Origin of the sequence: Providencia rettgeri, assembly GCF_001874625.1 — a bacterium.
In the GTDB taxonomy this organism is placed as follows: domain Bacteria; phylum Pseudomonadota; class Gammaproteobacteria; order Enterobacterales; family Enterobacteriaceae; genus Providencia; species Providencia huashanensis.
Window position 1 is genome coordinate 4,069,263 of the sequence record NZ_CP017671.1, and the last position, 18,872, is coordinate 4,088,134.

At 36.7% G+C, this 18,872-nt stretch carries 18 protein-coding genes and 1 pseudogene; 10 read left to right on the forward strand and 9 right to left on the reverse strand.

All coding sequences use genetic code 11. From position 1 onward, the window contains the following. The first annotated feature begins 158 nt into the window (after positions 1-158). The 9 genes from RB151_RS18850 (at position 159) to RB151_RS18890 (ending at position 6,139) form a co-directional block, all read left to right on the forward strand. Positions 159-944 carry a fimbria/pilus periplasmic chaperone gene (locus RB151_RS18850; protein ID WP_042846414.1) on the forward strand — a complete coding sequence of 262 codons (786 nt, stop codon included), beginning with the start codon at positions 159-161 and terminating at the stop codon, positions 942-944. Positions 945-994: 50 nt separating this feature from the next. Continuing rightward, positions 995-1,606, forward strand: a complete 612-nt coding sequence (locus RB151_RS18855; RefSeq protein ID WP_042846278.1) for a fimbrial protein — start codon at positions 995-997, stop codon at positions 1,604-1,606. 16 nt (positions 1,607-1,622) lie between these two features. Then, entirely contained in the window at positions 1,623-2,147 is a 525-nt protein-coding gene (locus tag RB151_RS18860) for a fimbrial protein (protein WP_225833058.1), read from the forward strand. Positions 2,148-2,156: 9 nt separating this feature from the next. Continuing rightward, on the forward strand, positions 2,157-2,657 hold the full coding sequence (locus tag RB151_RS18865; protein ID WP_048606141.1) for a fimbrial protein: 501 nt from the start codon (positions 2,157-2,159) through the stop codon (positions 2,655-2,657). 10 nt (positions 2,658-2,667) lie between these two features. After that, entirely contained in the window at positions 2,668-3,165 is a 498-nt protein-coding gene (locus RB151_RS18870) for a fimbrial protein (RefSeq protein ID WP_042846282.1), read from the forward strand. A gap of 8 nt (positions 3,166-3,173) precedes the next feature. Continuing rightward, complete coding sequence (locus tag RB151_RS18875) at positions 3,174-3,692, forward strand: fimbrial protein (RefSeq protein WP_042846284.1); 519 nt, start codon at positions 3,174-3,176, stop codon at positions 3,690-3,692. A gap of 19 nt (positions 3,693-3,711) precedes the next feature. Continuing rightward, complete coding sequence (locus tag RB151_RS18880) at positions 3,712-4,242, forward strand: fimbrial protein (RefSeq protein ID WP_048606137.1); 531 nt, start codon at positions 3,712-3,714, stop codon at positions 4,240-4,242. Positions 4,243-4,276: 34 nt separating this feature from the next. Further along, positions 4,277-5,266 carry a hypothetical protein gene (locus RB151_RS18885; protein ID WP_071548620.1) on the forward strand — a complete coding sequence of 330 codons (990 nt, stop codon included), beginning with the start codon at positions 4,277-4,279 and terminating at the stop codon, positions 5,264-5,266. A gap of 381 nt (positions 5,267-5,647) precedes the next feature. Beyond that, positions 5,648-6,139, forward strand: coding sequence for a nucleoside deaminase (locus RB151_RS18890; RefSeq protein WP_048606135.1), 492 nt, complete (start codon positions 5,648-5,650; stop codon positions 6,137-6,139). A 125-nt stretch (positions 6,140-6,264) separates the two neighbouring features. Here RB151_RS18890 and RB151_RS18895 read toward each other — a convergent pair. The 8 genes and pseudogenes from RB151_RS18895 to RB151_RS18930 form a co-directional block, all read right to left on the reverse strand. Next, positions 6,265-7,811, reverse strand: a pseudogene (locus tag RB151_RS18895) (methyl-accepting chemotaxis protein). A 370-nt stretch (positions 7,812-8,181) separates the two neighbouring features. Then, complete coding sequence (locus RB151_RS18900; RefSeq protein ID WP_042846290.1) at positions 8,182-9,429, reverse strand: aromatic amino acid transporter; 1,248 nt, start codon at positions 9,427-9,429, stop codon at positions 8,182-8,184. Positions 9,430-9,492: 63 nt separating this feature from the next. Beyond that, positions 9,493-10,896 carry a tryptophanase gene (locus tag RB151_RS18905; protein ID WP_042846291.1) on the reverse strand — a complete coding sequence of 468 codons (1,404 nt, stop codon included), beginning with the start codon at positions 10,894-10,896 and terminating at the stop codon, positions 9,493-9,495. Between the two features lie 543 nt (positions 10,897-11,439). Beyond that, entirely contained in the window at positions 11,440-12,096 is a 657-nt protein-coding gene (locus RB151_RS18910) for a DUF799 domain-containing protein (protein ID WP_071548621.1), read from the reverse strand. Continuing rightward, positions 12,093-12,446: a DUF4810 domain-containing protein gene (locus RB151_RS18915; RefSeq protein ID WP_173424815.1), complete on the reverse strand. Its 354-nt coding sequence runs from the start codon at positions 12,444-12,446 to the stop codon at positions 12,093-12,095. The genes RB151_RS18910 and RB151_RS18915 overlap by 4 nt, the downstream gene beginning before the upstream one ends. 9 nt (positions 12,447-12,455) lie before the next feature. Continuing rightward, a complete protein-coding gene (locus RB151_RS18920) occupies positions 12,456-13,130 on the reverse strand; it encodes a CsgG/HfaB family protein (RefSeq protein ID WP_042846294.1) in 675 nt (224 codons plus the stop codon). Between the two features lie 598 nt (positions 13,131-13,728). Continuing rightward, positions 13,729-14,859 carry a hypothetical protein gene (locus RB151_RS18925; RefSeq protein ID WP_048606129.1) on the reverse strand — a complete coding sequence of 377 codons (1,131 nt, stop codon included), beginning with the start codon at positions 14,857-14,859 and terminating at the stop codon, positions 13,729-13,731. Continuing rightward, positions 14,856-16,109 (reverse strand): hypothetical protein, encoded by a 1,254-nt coding sequence (locus tag RB151_RS18930; protein ID WP_071548622.1) that lies wholly within the window; start codon positions 16,107-16,109, stop codon positions 14,856-14,858. The genes RB151_RS18925 and RB151_RS18930 overlap by 4 nt, the downstream gene beginning before the upstream one ends. Before the next feature lie 272 nt (positions 16,110-16,381). Between RB151_RS18930 and RB151_RS18935 the strand changes: the two genes are divergently transcribed. Further along, complete coding sequence (locus RB151_RS18935) at positions 16,382-17,101, forward strand: UTRA domain-containing protein (protein ID WP_042846298.1); 720 nt, start codon at positions 16,382-16,384, stop codon at positions 17,099-17,101. Between the two features lie 85 nt (positions 17,102-17,186). On the opposite strand, the gene RB151_RS18940 is transcribed toward RB151_RS18935, so the two are convergent. Further along, entirely contained in the window at positions 17,187-18,869 is a 1,683-nt protein-coding gene (locus RB151_RS18940; RefSeq protein ID WP_042846300.1) for an electron transfer flavoprotein-ubiquinone oxidoreductase, read from the reverse strand. Positions 18,870-18,872 lie beyond the last annotated feature (3 nt).

The following is an 18,872-nucleotide window of genomic DNA, read 5'->3' on the forward strand; positions in this document are numbered from 1 at the left end:
CACTTTTTTCATCAAATATGAAATTGTCAATTCAAGACAGCCTACTTTTCTAGTAAATCAATGCGAATGAATAATTTTATTCGTTCGATATTTATGAATGCAGCGTAAATAAAAGACACTGCTTTTACAGAATGAGAAAATAAATAATGAAATTATTAATGACAAATAAATTATGCCATAAATTATTTGGCTCGGTATTACCCTATTCTTCTATTTGGTTATTAGGAAGCATACTCAGCATAATTGGAGTATCTCCAGTTCAAGCTGCAATAGCACTAGATAGAACACGGGCTATTATTACAGAAAATGATAAATCAATTAGCCTAAACATCAGTAACGAAAATAAACAACTGCCTTATTTAGCGCAAGGGTGGATTGAAAATGAAAAAGGGGAAAAGATCAGCGAACCATTTACAGTTCTTCCCCCAGTTCAGCGACTAGAGCCTAGCGCTAAGAGTCAGGTGAAAATACAATCACTTCCTGGTACAGCTGTGTTACCACAAGACAGAGAGTCGGTGTTTTACTTTAACTTGCGTGAGATCCCACCTAAAAGTGATAAGCCAAACACGTTACAACTCGCATTACAAACACGAATTAAATTGTTCTATCGCCCGAAAACGATTATTCCGACACGTGAACAAATGAACACCCCGTGGCAAGAAAAGCTGACATTAACGCGCAAAGATAACCAATATACAGTGACCAACCCAACGCCTTACTACGTCACTATAGTAGATGCAGCACCGAGCACAGAAGGTAAAACCGTTGATGGCTTTGAACCTATTATGATTGCCCCCAAAAGTAGTCAAACGATAAGTGGAGCAGCTGATGCATTGGGTAACAAGCCAGTTTTAACTTATATCAATGATTACGGCGGGCGCCCGGTACTATCTTTCCAGTGTCAATCTCAGAGTTGTTATGTCGTCCCTTCACAAAAACCTTAAAACAAGACGATATCAATCACAATTACTGTGTTTGAGTAGGAGAAATCACCATGAATATAGTACTGGAATTAGAACGATATCGTCATGCGTTAGGAGGGATGCTGCTAGTGTTACTAGCCACTACTGTTAACGCCACGGAATTGGACAAAGTGGATAATTGGGATGTAGATGGGGCAAATGGCACTCTATATGTTCACGGAGCTTTAACTGAAAGTGCTTGCCGATTAGCGATGACTTCTGCAAATCAAACAATCGACCTAGGTACAATCGGGACGGGTCAACTTCAGCAAGTCGGGCAATCAGGCCCCCCCATAGCTGTCGTGTTACGTTTAGAAGATTGTTTAAGTGGGGAAAGCCGTAATCGAAACCAATTGGGTGACTTACTTTGGAGCCCCGATATGCCTGCAATGAAAATCCGTTTTTTAGCACCAGCTGATAAACAAAATCCATCTTTAGCGGCAGTTATTGGAGCAAAAGGAATAGCATTAGAATTCAGTGATGCAACTCACTCTCCCATTGCATTAGGGCAGTATAGCTCGCCTCATTTAGTATCACCTGGGCAAAATCAGTTGACGTATTACGTGACTCCAGTGAGAACAACCATGGGGTTAAATGCAGGCGCCTACTCCGCCTTAATTCGATTTCAATTGAATTATGATTAACAGAAAGGCAATGCACATGTCATTAAAAAACAAACAAGAATTCCGCCTTGCCATATTCAAAGGGATGATGGTAATTGGAATATTGTCAGGAGTACTTAATCAAACACAGGCAGATACTGCAAATTTAAATTTAAAACTAACAATTATTACGCCACCCCAGTGCACCATCAGTAATGGTGATGAAATAACGGTTTCATTTGGGCAAGTTCAACAGGGGTTAATAGATGGCGTCAGCTATAAACGTACTCCAATTGACTATAGGTTAGCGTGTACTAGTGTTGCAACAAATGCTTTGAAAATGTCACTTTCTTGGAGTGCGGTGACTTTCAATGGGTTATCAGCTATTCAAACCAATCGCACTAATTTAGGAATAGCAATATACCAAGATGCAACTCGATTAAGTAATGGAGACAGCCTAAATTTCAACCTACTTGGCGCTCATCCCGCATTGTATGCCGTACCAGTCAAACCGACAGGCACTATGTTATCAGACGCGGGGGCATTTTCTGGTGCCATGACCATGACCTTAAATTATCAATAGGATGAAAAAATGAGGGCAAAAATCCACAGCTGGTTCTACATGTTTATCACATTCAATATAGTGTCATTTCCAGCATCAGCCGCGTTTACGGTGAATTTTAATGGTACGTTAGTTGTCACACCGCCAGAATGTACAGTTAATGGAGGCTCAACAACCGATGTACAATTTGGCGATGTACATGAAACATTGATTAATAATAGCAGTTATAAACGCACGCCAATTATGTATGCATTAAATTGCACACAGGTATACAACAACGCGCTAAAAATGACCTTAACGTGGAATGCCATCACGTTAAATGGCCAAAATGTAGTGCGCACTAATCGAAGTAATTTAGGAATAGCTATTTATCAAGATAATACTCGCTTGAATAATGGAACATCATTGAACTTCACCTATGGTGGGAGCATGCCCGCATTGTATGCCGTCCCAGTAAAACCAACAGGAACAGTACTCACTGACGGTGGTGAATTTAATGGTGTATTAACGATGGTTGTTGATTACCGCTGAGGAAATCTTTATGAAATTAAATCGGTGCTTAAAGTCAATTTTAACTTTCGTTATTCTGATTAATTCTGGTATGGCATTCGGTATCGGAGCTAATTTATCCGGAAACCTAATAGTAACACCTCCAGAATGTATTTTAAATAATGGACAACAGCAGGCTGTGCATTTTAACGATATTTTATTAACGCGTATCGATGGAATTAACTACCAGCAGACATTGGTATTTAAATTGACATGCACACAGCTGGCGAAGAATGCAATTAAACTTACGATTCAAGGTGATGTAACTAGTTTTAATAGCAATGGAGCGCTCAAAACTAGTCACTCTAAACTGGGTATAGCATTTTATCTAAATGATGTACGCCAAGCAATTAATGAGACTATAAACGTGAATTATACTGCATTACCTACAATTAAAGTGGCCCCCATAAAAAATCTAACTGCGAGCTACAGTAATACGGATGGAGGTGCATTTACTGCGTTAGCAACCCTGAAAGTAGATTATCAATGAGGGACATAATGGGAACATTATTACAAAAAATTTGCTTCTTACGTAACGGGCTAGGAGTAATACTCCTCACTATTGTCTCATGGAACTCACAAGCTAATTGGCTATTTGATGGGACATTGATTATTCCGCCAGTCTGTCAGCTAGGACATGAAGACCCGATCAGAGTTTCTTTTGGGAAGGTGGGAGTGCGAAAAGTTGATGGGCATTTATTTAAGCAAAATATTCCTTATCAACTTAATTGCCAAGGAGATTTAAATCAACCTTGGGATATCACTTTATCTTTTAATGCAACTTTAGCAGGTTCAGGATTTGATAATGCAACATTGCGTACTTCTAGCTTACTGAATGTAAACAAGCTAGGCATCCAAATACAAAAAGATGGTGTACCGCTGGAGTTAAATAAGGCATTTGCTATTGATACAGGGCATTTACCAGTACTATCTGCAGTTCCGATTAAGCGAACTGGCGTTGATTTAGTGGGAGATGATTTTACAGCACAAGGTACATTAGCGATTGCATTTCAATAAATACACCATGGACTAAGAGATGAAAATACAACTAGGCCGCTGGCTTCCTTGGGTAATATTAAGTATATCATTCCCAATATTTGCAGATGACGTACTTTTTGATGGCACGCTGGTAGAGGATGCCTGCGAAGTATACCCAGGGGATGAAAATATTGAACTCGATTTTGGGACTGTAATTGATGAATATCTATATCTCAATACACGTACGAATAGTCAGCCTTTTACTATTCGCTTAATTAATTGTGATTTGGTATTAGGAAAAGAAGTTCAAGTTACCTTTACAGGTAATGAAAGCACAACTTTACCTGGATTATTAGCTTTAAATAATGTAAGTCACGCAAAAGGTATTGCTGTGGGATTAGAATCAGCTAATGGTACGCCAATAAAACTGAACAAAATGAAAGGTCACATTCAAGGATTGCATTCTGGTAATGGTAATAATTTGAATTTTAAAGCATATATTCAAGGTGAGCCTAAAGCACTACAAGAAAAAAATATTATTCTGGGTGATTTCGTAGCTACAACTACTTTTACACTAGAATATGAATAAAATTTTTTTATAAAGATAAATATGGAAAGCAATAATGAATAGACTATTATTTCTGTTTTTTTTATTTTCAGGGCAATGCTTATCGGAAGAACTTACCGAATTGCCTGCAGGCAGTTCATTTATTTACCCTAAACAAATATCAACAAAATGGCTTCATTACACACTTTCAAATTGTATTGGCCCAAGCAATCCACATGCAAACTGTAGAGATAATAATGATATTGTTTTAGATGGTGAAATTGAAATAACGATACGCCTTACCCAGGGTACTTTAAACCAAGCGATTAATAATAGAATTAATGCGACAAATAATTCAACCACTATTTCTCGTCAAGGTAAATTTGACTGGGTAGGAGGTGGATATGGTCTGAGGATTGAATGGACTGAAACAGTACCGGGTTTAATCTGTACACCAAATGATAATGCTAGTTATCAAAAATGTCTAAGTCGATATTTGGGAAATACGTATACTGTGAAACATAACTTTATGACTTCACAAGGTGCAGCTGTGTGGAAACATTTAAGTAAATATCCGCTATGCAATAGAGGCATTCTCTTTCAAAACCAGTTATCTACAACAGGTGTTTCTGATATTTATTCGACAGATTTTGAATCAACATGCACAAAAGGAGGGCCAAATGATATAACTCCTCCAGAATTAGAAGATTCTGCAGTGTGTAGCTTAAATAGTCAAAACTTAAATTTAAATTACTCATCAACAAACTTTAATGTTACTGGCCTCACTCAAAATGTAAATTTAATGATTTCGTGTACCTCGGGTAGTGCAAAAAATTACAAACTTAAGTTGACGGGAAGTAATGTAACAAACGGTCGTCTTAATTTTGGTAATGGAGTTTCTGCCCAAGTATCATTTAATGGTACACAAGTTCAAGCTAATGGAATGGGGATCCAATTAGATAACTTAACGAGTAAATCGATTCCAGTAAGTGCGACTCTAATGGGATCTGCTTCGTCTGCTGGAGTCAGCAATGCAACGGGGGTTTTAATATTGGAGGCTCTATAAATAAAAAGTTTTTGAATTCATGTAACTTTAAAAAATAACAGTTAGTCTTAATCTTTTTTCAATAATAGGTGAGCATAAAATATTAATTAATGTGTAAACACCCCAATCACCTTAGACTAAATGATTTTTATTAATAATCTCATGAGCTATTGTGCTAATAAGATTAGCTTATTAGCATAAACTACTGATTCATCAATGGCTTTTAATATATCAAACGTTTAAATCAGTATTTGTCTATAAAGGAGCCATCAAAAATGGACAATTAAATTATTATAATTTCATTAAGATAATTTAAAATCAAGAAACGACAAATATAAATAGCATTAACATGTTAATATGTAAATAGAATGAAATAAACTAGCTCGATAAAGGAATATAAATATGGTCATTAATTCGAAAAAAGAAGTTCAACAGCACGAATTGGATATTCAATTTATGACGAGAACTTTAGCTGTTGCAACTGATGCTGCTAAAAAAGGCAATGAACCTTTTGGGGCAATATTAGTGAAAGCTAACCAAATTGTGATGATAGGAGAAAACCATATTCATACCGAGAGCGACCCCACCTATCATGCAGAAATAGGTCTTATACGAAAGTTTTGTTCAGAGCATAAAATTACAGACTTGTCAGAGTATACTCTTTATACTAGCTGTGAACCTTGCTGCATGTGTTCGGGAGCAATGGTTTGGAGCCAATTAGGACGAATGGTTTATAGCCTTTCACATGATGAATTAGCTGAAATTGCGGGCTTTAATATCATGCTCGGCAGTGATGAAATATTCGCAAAAAGCCCATTTAAGCCCACTGTAGTTAAAGGTATTTTAAAAGAACACGCGACTACGATTTATAAACAATATTTTAAACGAAGCTAATAATATTAGGCCTACTGCTGACTTATAATAATAATCTTAGCTCCTAAATACTGTGCTTTTGTGAGCCCTCATTGTAATACAGTGAGGGCTTTTTATTCTCTACAAAATGGCGCAATCTCACCTTACTATGCGGATAAATTAAACTGTTGCACAGACTGCTGTAGCTCTCGGGTTTGCTGGCTTAATGAATTAGCTGCCGTAGCAACTTGTTCAACTAAAGACGCATTTTGCTGGGTAACGCTATCCATCTGCGTAATAGCGACACCGACTTGTGCAATCCCTTTACTTTGCTCCTCTGAAGCTACCGTAATTTGCTTCATAATAGCAGTGACCTCGTTAATACCTCGCAGGATACTTTCCATCGTTTTTCCCATCTCATTAACTAGCCCCGTTCCTTTTTCCACACAAGCACCTGAACTAGCAATTAACTTTTCAATCTCCATAGCGGCATCTGCACTGTGACTTGCCAATTTACGAACTTCAGCCGCAACCACCATAAAACCTCGACCATGCACACCAGCACGAGCCGCTTCAATAGATGCATTCAAAGCTAAGATATTTGTTTGAAAACTAATGTCATTCATCATGCTGATGATATCTGAGATTTTTTGTGAACTTTGTGAAATTTCACTCATCGTTGTAACGACAGAGTAAACAATTTCATTGCCTTTATTCGCAACCACAGAAGCTTCGCTAGCTAAATGGTTTGCGTGAAGTGTATTTTCCATATTCAACTGAACTGCGGCGGTGATTTGTTCCATACTCGCAGCGGTTTCTTCTAAGGCAGCCGCTTGTTCTTCAGTACGCGATGAAAGGTCATTATTACCATTAGAAATCTCACTCGCCCCCAGATAAATATTCTCACTTCCTTGCCTGATCGAGCCTACTGATTCATGCAGATCTTTTCTCATTTCTTCAAGGATCGGAAATAATCTCCCCACACAGTTGTTACCAAACGGTAGCACTGGCTGGCTTAAATTCCCTTTTGCAATTTCAATAAAGTGCTGTCTCAACACCCCTAATGGCTTTTGCATCATAGTCGCCATATAGCGATCCGTAAAAATGAGCATCAATATTCCTAGTATTGCCGTAATAATCATGACGATACGCGTAATATCCATCACATTATCAACATGTTGCCGAGTATGACTAATCAATGCATCAGCCGTCTGATTAAACTTTTGAATTGAAGCACCAAAAGCGCGGCTCAAAGCAGGAGTAATGTTGTGAGCATGGGCTAAATATTTATTCGGATCATTGTCCATGCTTAGCATAAGTTGAGGTGTTACCCCATCATCGAATAGCGCCTGCCAACTATAAATTACCTGCTCTGATATTTCAGGGTCCATTGGTCCTGGAGAGATAGACTTCATCTGTTCTAAATATTTTTCCATATTCGACAGAGCCTCTTTTACAGGGGCATAATCTACTGTTTTTCCTTCACTTTTACTTTCCATTACCCGAGTCAGTCGTGTGACAAATCGAAAATATTGATCGTTTCCCTGACTAAGTACTGTCATTTGCTGGACTAATTGTCTATCGATATCATTTCCATCTGCAATACGTGATAGTGACCAACCACTGTAAACATTTGTCCCCCCAAAATCAGGCATAAAATACTTAATAATACGAAGACCGCAGTACGAATTGAGTAATCGCGAAGTTTCTGCATGGAATTTCTCTTTCGGTGAGATAAAATGACGATATTTAACTTTATCGGCGATAAAGAGAATAATTTTAGGGTTAACTGAAGTAGATAATCACAGAATCAGGCTGATAATAAGTAAAAACACTTATAATTCAAAGGGGTTACTATTTGGTTATGAGAATTATCGAATATCGATATTGGAATTTAATTCCAGAAACTTGATACAAGTCTCAAAATAATACAATCATTGAAAAAACAAACTGATATAAGAAATTATTTATTTTTGCATAAAAAGAGTTAGTGAATAATATTAAAATTACATACAGTTATAAAAAAGGCACAGCAAACCCTCACTGTACCTTTGCAGTTATTCTACAACTTGTATTTTGAAAAATTAACGGTATATCGGTAACAAATTAAACTGCGCTAACAATTGGCAAATAATGCCAACGACTCCAAAGGCGATAACGGCATAGATTAGCCCTTTTCCGCCCCATACTTTGAATCTAGAATCAGGGAAACGCTCTCTTACTTTTAATGCCATAACTGCCGGGCAAATAATCGCCCAGATACATGCGGCCATACCTGCATATGCAATTGCAATGAGAAAACCATTTGGGAATAACATGCAAAGAACAAGTGGTGGCAAGAAGCATAATAAGGCGGATTTCATTCTACCTGATGGGTTATCTTTAAAGTTTAATGAAGCAAGAATATAATCAAACAACCCAATAGCAACACCTAAAAATGAACAAAATACTGCACTTATTGAAAACCATAGTAAGAATGTCGCAATATTCTTACTATTGAGGACCGCATAAAGCGACTCAATAAACGCATCTAAATTACCACCTTTATTAATAATTGTTAAAAATTCTGTTCTTGGTAAATTCCCCATTGTTCCTAATATCCATAAGAAATAAAGAACAAGGGCTAATACACACCCAATCACACAGCTTTTAACCACTTTCCTTTCATTTTCATGATACAATTTATATAAGCTGCATACATTGCCATGATAACCAAAAGAAGTAATTGCATATGGAATAATAATAAAGATAAAGGGCAATAGTGATGTGTTTCCACCTTCAACTGGTGATGTTAATAACAAATCTGTTTTTACAATGAAAAATAACCCTGAGAAAGCCAAAATAAATAAAACTATTTTAATAAATAAAAATAAAGATGTTAACCGGCTTGCTCCTACCCCACTCCACCAAATACTTGCTCCTAATATCAATGTAAATACAATAAATATTAATCTTAAATTAACATTATAGCCATAAATAGCCGCAGCCTCTTTTATGACTGACCCTGCTGCTGATATATAGGCGTAAATTAATATATAAAGAACAAATATTAGTGCTATATTAGCAATATAGCATGCCCACTTTGGTAATAATTCTTTAGAAATAAAAAAATAATTCGTTCCCGCCCCATACTTAGATATACATTCTAAAATATAAATTCCTGAATGAAACATGAAGAAACAAACGATTAATAAAACAACTACAGAGTTAATAAACCAAGCTCCTGCCATAATAGTTGGCAAGCTAAACATCCCTGCCCCTATCATTGCACCGCCTAGCACAAAACCCCCTACCAATATGGAGGGTTCTTTTTTGGCTGCCAAATTATTCATGGTGTTCACCTTAAGAATAAGGATAAGGTTCCCGCATTGCACGGGAACCATAAGAGCGACCTATTATTTGATTGGTTTTAATCTTGCAGTAAAGTGCCTTAATACTGGAGGTTCATATTCAAAATCAAGCCCTTTCAAAGTAGCAAATTTGTCTTTTAACCCAATCAGAGCATCTGCAATGTAATCCATGTGGTCGTTGGTATAAACGCGTCTTGCAATAGTTAACCGCATAAACTCCATATCTGCATGTTTTTGTTTGCCTGTTTCGGGATCGCGCCCTAATAAGAATGAGCCTATTTCAACCGCACGAACACCAGATTCTAAATATAATGCATTAATAACCGCTTGTGCTGGGAACTGGTCGCCAGGAATATGCGGTACTAGTTTCTTACAATCCACAAATACCGCATGACCACCAGTAGGGTATTGAATTGAAATCCCTCCCTCACGTAAACGGTCTCCTAAATATTTAACTTGACCGATACGATAGTGTAAATATTCTTCCCCAGCCCCTTCTTCAAGGCCTTGAACCATGGCAGCCATATCACGACCAGCAAGACCGCCATAAGTAACAAACCCTTCCATTGGTACACAGCGCTGTCTAGCTAACGTAAATATCTTTTCATCATTCTTAATACAAACTAATCCACCAATATTCAATAATGGGTCTTTCTTAGCTGACATAGTTAATGCATCAGCATATTTGTACATATCCAGAATAATTTCTTTAATTGTTGAATTTTTATATTTAGGATCACGTTCTTTTATAAAATACGCATTTTCACAGAAACGCGCTGAATCCATAACAACAAAGATATTATGTTGTTTTGCTATTTCATAGACTTCTTTTAAGTTAGCCATTGATACTGGCTGGCCGCCGGCACTATTACAAGTAATAGTAGATACAATCGCCACAACATTTTCAGCGCCATGTTGTGCAATGTTATCCTTTAATTTTTGAATATCAAAGTTACCTTTCCAGTCATCATAGGTATCTGAGTCATAAGCTTTTTCTGTAACAATATTAACTGCTTTACAGCCATTTAATTCAACATGAGCAGCGGTAGTATCAAAGTGGAAATTAGAAATAAAGACAGGTTTTTTAGCACCACCTTGTTCCTGTTTTACTTTCAATAATACAGGAAATAACATGTTTTCAGCACCACGACCTTGGTGAGCAGGGATCACATAGTCATAATCGAACATCTCTTTAACTTTATCTTTTAAATCATAATAGTTACGAGATCCTGCATAGGCTTCATCACCAGTGATCATTGCTGCCCATTGATGATCACTCATGGCATTAGTACCTGAGTCGGTCAATAAATCAATATACACAGCACTGCTTGGTAGCAAGAATGGATTGTATCCAGCTTCTTTTAACGCAGCTTCACGCTCTTCTCTACTTGGAATACGGATATTTTCTACCATTTTAATACGGAATGGTTCTACAATTCTTTTAGCCATGATAATACCTTTAATTTTTCATTAAATAATAAATACAAAGGATCGTACTTATAAAAAATAAGCTATAACGAAACTTTTAGTTTAGAAAAACAAAAAAGGTTATTTATTTGGGAAAAAGAAGGCTAAAGAAATATCAATATTGAACCATTTCTTCATATAGAAGAAATGCCTTGATATGAGAGACTTGCTTAACGAAAACATACTATGACTCCTATCAAAAAGGAATTAGTACAACCAACAGCATCATATATATAACAGTTAAAAATATAAAGTAATAGAGATTGTCATATAATTATACCTATATCACATAATCATTAGATAATACTAAGACAAATTGACTCAAGTCACACATTTAATTTTATTCGTTATTTTTTATAAGATTGTAAATATTAAAACATAAAAAAAACAAAAAATAATTATTATTCATATCTGTAATTTAATAATTATAAAGAGTAATTTGGCTTTATTTAAATAACGCTTAACAAAAATAAAATGGGTAAAGTATGATTAGAATACTTTACCCATGATTCAAATAATTAACAATTACTGAGCATCTTTCCCATATTTAGGAGATCTAGGCCCATATAATATACCATTAGGCGTACCTGCAGATAATAACCTTGCACTTGTTATACCTGCAATTGTGTAACTTTTATCTGTCATGGTATCAACAATTTGATTAACAACCGCCGAAACTAAAACACCAATAATGCCATTGGAAGAAGAGTTATTTTCAGCACTCGATGCAGATGCCGAACCGCTCCATAATAATGCCCCTGTCCTCGCATCAACAAGTTTTGCATCCGCTGTGACACGTGTATCACTGGAAATAACCTGATAGCTAGTACCGTACTCTGTTATATTAAGATATAACACAGCATCATTACCGAAAATTTCTCGGGTTTTGGCGGGCGGAACAGATTGGATATCCCCTGCATTTATTAAACCATTTTGCTTAAATGTTTCTTCCACTACCGCTACAGGAAAAACATAGTAGCCAGCCTCCGCTAAAGGCAGGGCTGTTTGTGATAATAAACCATGACTAGCCTGTACTTCTGGAGAGCTATTCTGAGGTAATAACACTAAAATGCTTTTTGGCTTACTTTGATTAAACGCAGTATAATCAACTTTTGTTGGCTGTGCACAACCAGTTAATAACCAAACCATCACCAGCCCGCTGAGTATGAATAAACGCCTCATTTTGCTTTCCCTTTATTTTTCATTAGAAAATCCATATACGCCGCAGATTCTGGATATAATTCTTTTTCAGCGTTGAACTCTTGCATTGCAAGGTCGATGGCTCCGGTTGTGGAATACAATAACCCTAAATGGGCGTGTAACCCCGGAGGGGTAGCAAGACCGTTTGCCTTACTCATTTCAAGGTTTTTTTTCAATGCTTGAATTTGTTCTTGAGGGCCAGTATCTGTTTGCTGGTAATATTGATAAATTGTAGTTTGATAACCATCCCAGTTATATAATGGTTTTGGCTCGTTAGCACAACCATTTAATAAAATGGCTCCAGCAAAAATAAGAAGTAATTTAAATTTCATCATATTCCCTTATTTAGCTGGCTGCCATGCACCACTTTCAATACCAACTACGAGATCATTCACAGCTTCCCTTATTGCTAAATCTAGCACCTTACCGTTTAGCGTAGAGTCATAACTTGCAGTTCCACCAAAACCGACAATTTCCCTATTTGATAATTCATACTCGCCTGCTCCCTGAGCTGAGAATACCACCTCGGAAGTTTGGACATTCACAACATTTAAATTAACTTTTGCATATGCGACTTGTGATTTACCACGGCCTAAAATACCAAATAGCTGTCTATCACCGACTTCTTTTCGACCAAATTCAGTGACATCACCGGTAATAACATATGTTGCGCCTTTTAATTGCTGGGACTGGCCTTTAATTCCAGCTTCTTCTTTTAACTCTTGCATATTAGCCCGGTCTAATACATTAAAGCGCCCAGTTTGCTGAAGATGCGTCATTAAAATTGTTTTTGACTGATTACCTAAGCGGTCAACGCCATCTGAAAAAATGCCATTCATATAACTCGAACGGTTATCAAATTTGCCAATTGATATTGGGCTTTTAGGACCCGAGTAATTAGTATTATAAGTCGCAACTTTCTCTACTGCTAAAGAACGGGAAGATTCCTTTGCACAACCACTTAATAATGCACTAGCAATAAAAATAGATGCGATGCTGATTTTAGATATATTCATTTAGCTGTCTCAATTAAAATTTAATTAGAATTAATTATTGCAGCTTTATTTTGCATCAAATATAAAACAGGGTCTAGTCAATATCACCTATTCAGTGATTTTATCTTTATTTCTATTTCATCCAATTGATAATATTCATAAAGTAACTCAGGTTTATTAGATGAAATCAACTGTTTGATTAAAAAATGGAGGTAACATAAATTATTTAATCAGTAATCTTTAATGATGTAATATTTCATATCATCACTATTATTCTATCCCAATAAAAACATCCAACTGAATTATTCTAAATTATCTACCATTTATATAGCCAAATGGTAGGTAATAATATAACCAATCACTGTTGTTTATTTTTCACTCAAATAGTAGATTATTATAAACATGCAGCTAACCAAAGTATAAAAAACAATCACATTCTATATATCGTTAGCTTATTTCCTTGTCGTACATCATAGCTCTTTTAATTTAACCCAATATATTACTTTATTGGTAGGTTTTGTATGAATTTGCAATAGATCATGACCAAAAAAGGATAAGAGGAATCTTATCCTTTTTTATTAACTATATTATTAATAATCAATAATATATTACAATAGCATTAATGTACTGATTGATAAGAAACAGATGCACCTTTTTCTATGGTGCTTTCATCTGAATAAATACTGCCTATATCAATAAAAGACTGGTCGCTATCATTATAGACTTTGTTATACAGTGATAATTCCGGACGATGACGCAGCGTTTTTGTCGTTAAATCCATCATTAGATATTGCTGAGAACCCCTAACCCACTCTGAAACAATGACACCTTTATGACCAACTTTTAGCTCATGCATATTATTATAACCATTTTCGGCGATCAGTTCGAAAGTCCCATTGGTATGAAATTGCATTAAAGAAAATAACCGGCGAGAAGGCTCTTGAGCAATAACAAAAATATCACCATTAAGGTTTTGTGCTGCTTCATTGATGCGAACAGGTAACCATTTACTACTAACCACCTGTTTCGTTGGTATATCCATAATAACCTCAAGTGACCCCATCTGATTACCGTAGCTGTACCACATCACCACTTTATCTCGATACGTTGCATAGGAAAAATTTGAATTACCTTCAATTTCCTCAGGAAATAACGACTTGGCTAAATTTCTCACATTCATAAAGTGTTCCCAAGTTATACCTTTATCTTGGCTGATAAAGATATTCTCATTACTCGCAACAATATATGCAGGTAGGCCTTTAGATTGGTAGATTTTCCCCGTGATCAACGCAGAGAATAACTCTCCAGATTTATCTTGCCAAGGTATTAACTCACTGATTGAGAAATCAATTAAATTAATTTTTCGGTAGCCATCTCTTAAAATAATTAAACACTCTTTTCTTTCACAGACTGCATTGTAAAAACTATCATCAGCACGAGTAATAAAACGCACACCTTGGTTATCTGCAAACAAAACTTGATAGCTATACTCACTAAAATTTGTATAGTTGTTATACAACGAATAATAGTAACTTTGGTTATTACTTTTTTGAGCAATAATCAACATGCCATTCTCAGCAGGAAAAGTAGTCGCCCAGTCATAATTTGCGATAACAGGCCCATTTTCATTATGTTTTTCCCACTGCCAATCAACTGTACCATCACGCACAAATACGAATACAATAAAAATAAAACTTAGCGCAAAAGCCAACGTTAATAAGATAAAATGCCTACTGAGAAATGGATTCATGACCGAACCTCCGTGACATAATCAGTTTTGCCTTGCTGTCGACGTAAATGCTTCAATAAATACTGAGCTTGATAATACGCATTACCGCGCTTAGATATTTTAAAATAGACCGCCACACACAAACCGATAAGAAAACTAATTCCCAACACAATTGAAACTGCAAAACTGATATATAACCCACCCGTATCAACAAGATTTATCCAATCCCAGTAGTCCCAGTACCCTCCTTTTTCCATAGTTTCAGCAATAGATAGTCCGAGAGCCATTAATACTAAGAAAATAAGAATCAAACCAGTGAATCCCCATAAGCCGTAATAAAACCCTCGTTCTTGGGGCGCACCTTTACCAATAAGGCTATATGCTAAACCATCTTGATGATTGTAGATGCCAAAGACGACTTGCTCTTTTGAGTTCTCTTGGAGATTTTTATGATAAACCTCAAGCTCATCCCCTTGAGCGATAAACAAACTATGGTTATTAAAGAGTGGCTCATTCGCCGACACTAAGACATCCAGATGTTCTTTATTTATTTGTAAGCTGATTTGATTAAGCTTTTGTTCTGTATCTCCTGCTGCAATGGTGACACTGAGGTTAGCAGTAATATTGGTTTTACCACGCGTAGAAGATAAAGAGGTTTGCTCTATGCCAATATTAGTGGCTTTATGTAATTTGGCAGGCTTAGTTTTCGTTTTTTTTATACCTAAAATATCAATTTGCTGGTCTTGGCCATTAGTTTTATATTGTTCATCAATGACTAAATCCAGTGCCTTCAAAATTAATTTACGCTTCGAACTTAAAATATGTTTTATTTCTGCAAGCACTAACACAAATAATACAATACCAGTAAAAGCTGCGCAGCCTAACACTGCCACAAGTATTATCATTAAAAAATTATCATCAGCTTCAATAAAACAGTAATACACTGCAGGTATTAGTGCCATTAAAAACAATGAAATTAAAAATTGTATTCCAAGCTTACGAGTAAAACCGACCGTTCTATCTGGCTCTAAGCGTCCTTTGGTTTCATGGTATACCCAGTTTACCCAATAACTGCCATCATTCATCTGTTCTGCACAAATAATCAGTACATCACCCTTTTTCAAACTATCCAAAAATATTTGGCTGTTTTTAAAGTCATCTTGATTGAAAAAAAACACTTTATCTGATGCTAACAACCTCACCATACCTATCGGGGTGACATTTTTATAATCACACTGTGTTAAAGTCGTTTGAAAATACTGAACGCCCATAAATGATGCCTATTTGTTATAGTAAATTTAACATTATGATATTAAATAAAGGTATATTGCCCTAGAAAAACTTACACTATAATAAAATAATTCAGACAATGACGAGCATCTGTAAATAACAATTACTCGGGGCCTTCCCCTATAAATAGGCGACTCCTACTAGTAAAGCCAATAATTACTGATAAACTTGCATTCAATACAAAATTGGTGGGTAAAATGTAGCAAGAGCGCCATTTTCTCCCTTCTTCTAACAATAATTTTGAATAAAAGCGATGACATCACAACCTGCATACAAGCAAATTCAGTCTTACATTTTACGCAGTATTGATTTAGGGGTTTTTAAGCCAGAAACTCAAATCCCTACCGAACTTGAACTCTGTGCACAGTTCAATGTAAGCCGTATGACGGTAAATAAAGCTATTTCAGAATTAAGTCAGAAAGGTATCCTAAATCGTATTGCAGGAAAGGGCACTTTTGTTGCAACTCAAAAACATGAGCTTCCTGTTACCAAGGCGTTTGATATTTTTGATGAAATATCTGTAAGTGGTAATAAATATAGTGGTCACCAATTGCAACTGAAAGTCATCCTTGCTTCCGCAGAAATTGCATTACAACTTGGTATTACAGAAGGAAGTGAAGTCGGATATTGTAAAGTGCTCCACTTTGAAAATGATATCCCTTTAATGTTAGAAGAACGCTACGTGAACCATGCTATTGCACCTGAATTTGTAAAACAAAAATACGGCGATACGGAAACACCAAGCGGCTATTTACAACGCCATTTTCCTGTCAGTGAAATGGAACATACCATTGAAGCGGCACTTGCGACAAAATCAATTGCACAATCGTTATCAGTAAAAGAAAATTCCCCTTGTTTACAGCTCAGTCGACGCACTTGGACTGGCAATACATTAATTAGCTACGTCAACATGACCTCTGCAGGCTCTCGTTATAAATTAAAATTACATACCCGTATTGATAATAATCTATAAAAAAATGGGGCAATAATGCCCCAAAACGACTGATAAAAATAAAAAAACATCAAGCACATCTACATCACAAACAATAATTTCCCCCTTACATTCCTTGGTAAATTGGCCCCTCTCCCCCTTGTGGTGCAGTCCAAGTTATATTTTGTAATGGGTCTTTAATATCGCAAGCCTTACAATGTAGGCAGTTTTGCGCATTAATTTGCAGTTTTTCTTGGTTAATTTCCCCCAAGACTTCATATACACCTGCGGGGCAATAACGCGTTTCTGGAGCCGCATATTTAGCTAAATTAATTTGGATTGGCACTGTGATATCCGCCAATTTTAAATGGCAAGGCTGGTCTTCTTCATGGTTAGTATTTGATAAAAATACAGATGAAGCCTTATCAAAAGTCAGCACACCATCCGGTTTTGGATATATTATTGGTTGAAATTTACTCGCTTCTTTTATATTTTCATGATCAGCTTGCTTGAGCTTCAGTGTCCAAGGGCTTTTCCCCTTCAACAGTAGCTGTTCAGCCCCAAATAACATTGAGCCAATAACTAACCCTTTTTTCATATATGGCTTAAAATTGCGTGTTTGATAAAGTTCTTGATATAGCCAACTATCCTCAAACAGCTGGCGAAATAATGATTTAAATCGCGAATAATCTACCGTTTCATGATGTAAAGAACCAAACAATGCCTCAGCTGCTAATGACCCACTTTTAACTGCACAATGAGTTCCTTTTATGCGTGCAGCATTTAAAAAGCCTGCATCATCACCAATTAATGCACCACCAGGAAAACTTAGCTCAGGTAATGCAGCAAGGCCTCCTGCTACCATACTTCTTGCTCCGTAGCTAATCCGTTTACCACCAGACAAAAAACCACTAAAAGCAGGATGCGTTTTTAAACGCTGAAACTCTTCAAAGGGAGATAAATATGGGTTTTCATAATTCAGACCAACAACTAACCCAACAGCCACGAGATCTTCACCGTAATGGTAAGCAAAACCACCTCCATAAGTGTGATTATCTAATGGCCACCCTACTGAATGGATCACAACCCCTGGCTGATGCTGTTCTTTTGGGATCTGCCAAATTTCTTTGATCCCTAACCCATAAGTTTGCTTACCGCTGTTTGCAGCTAAATCAAAACGTTCAATTAATTGTTTACCTAGTTGCCCCCGACACCCTTCGGCAAAAAAGGTCATTTTAGCAACTAAATTCATCCCAGCTTGGTACATCGCGGTGGGCGAGCCAGCTTTATCTAATCCCATATCCCCTGTCGTCACGCCAATCACGCTTCCTGCGTCATCAAATAGCACCTCAGTAGCCGCAAACCCAGCGAAAACATCTACACCTAACGCCTCTGCTTCAACCGCCAAAGCCGCGCTAATTTGACCTAGACTCCCAATTAAATTGCCATTATTTTTTAAACTACTTGGTAATAAAGATAACGGTAACTGATTGAATTTATTTTCTTTTAGCCATAAAAAACGGTCTTGGGTTACTGCGGTTAAAGGGGCTGTTACCTTTTGCTGCCAATCTGGTAGTAATTCATCTAAAGCGCGAGGGTCAATTACGGCTCCTGATAAAATATGCGCCCCTATTTCTACCCCTTTATCAATTAAACAAACGGAGAGCTCAGCCCCTTTTTCTGCGGCTAGCTGTTTTAAACGAATTGCTGCCGATAACCCTGCAGGCCCACCACCGACAATCAGGACATCGAACTCCATCGATTCCCGCTCGGGAGCCTCGTTTATATTCTCAATGTTGTCGATAGCCATATG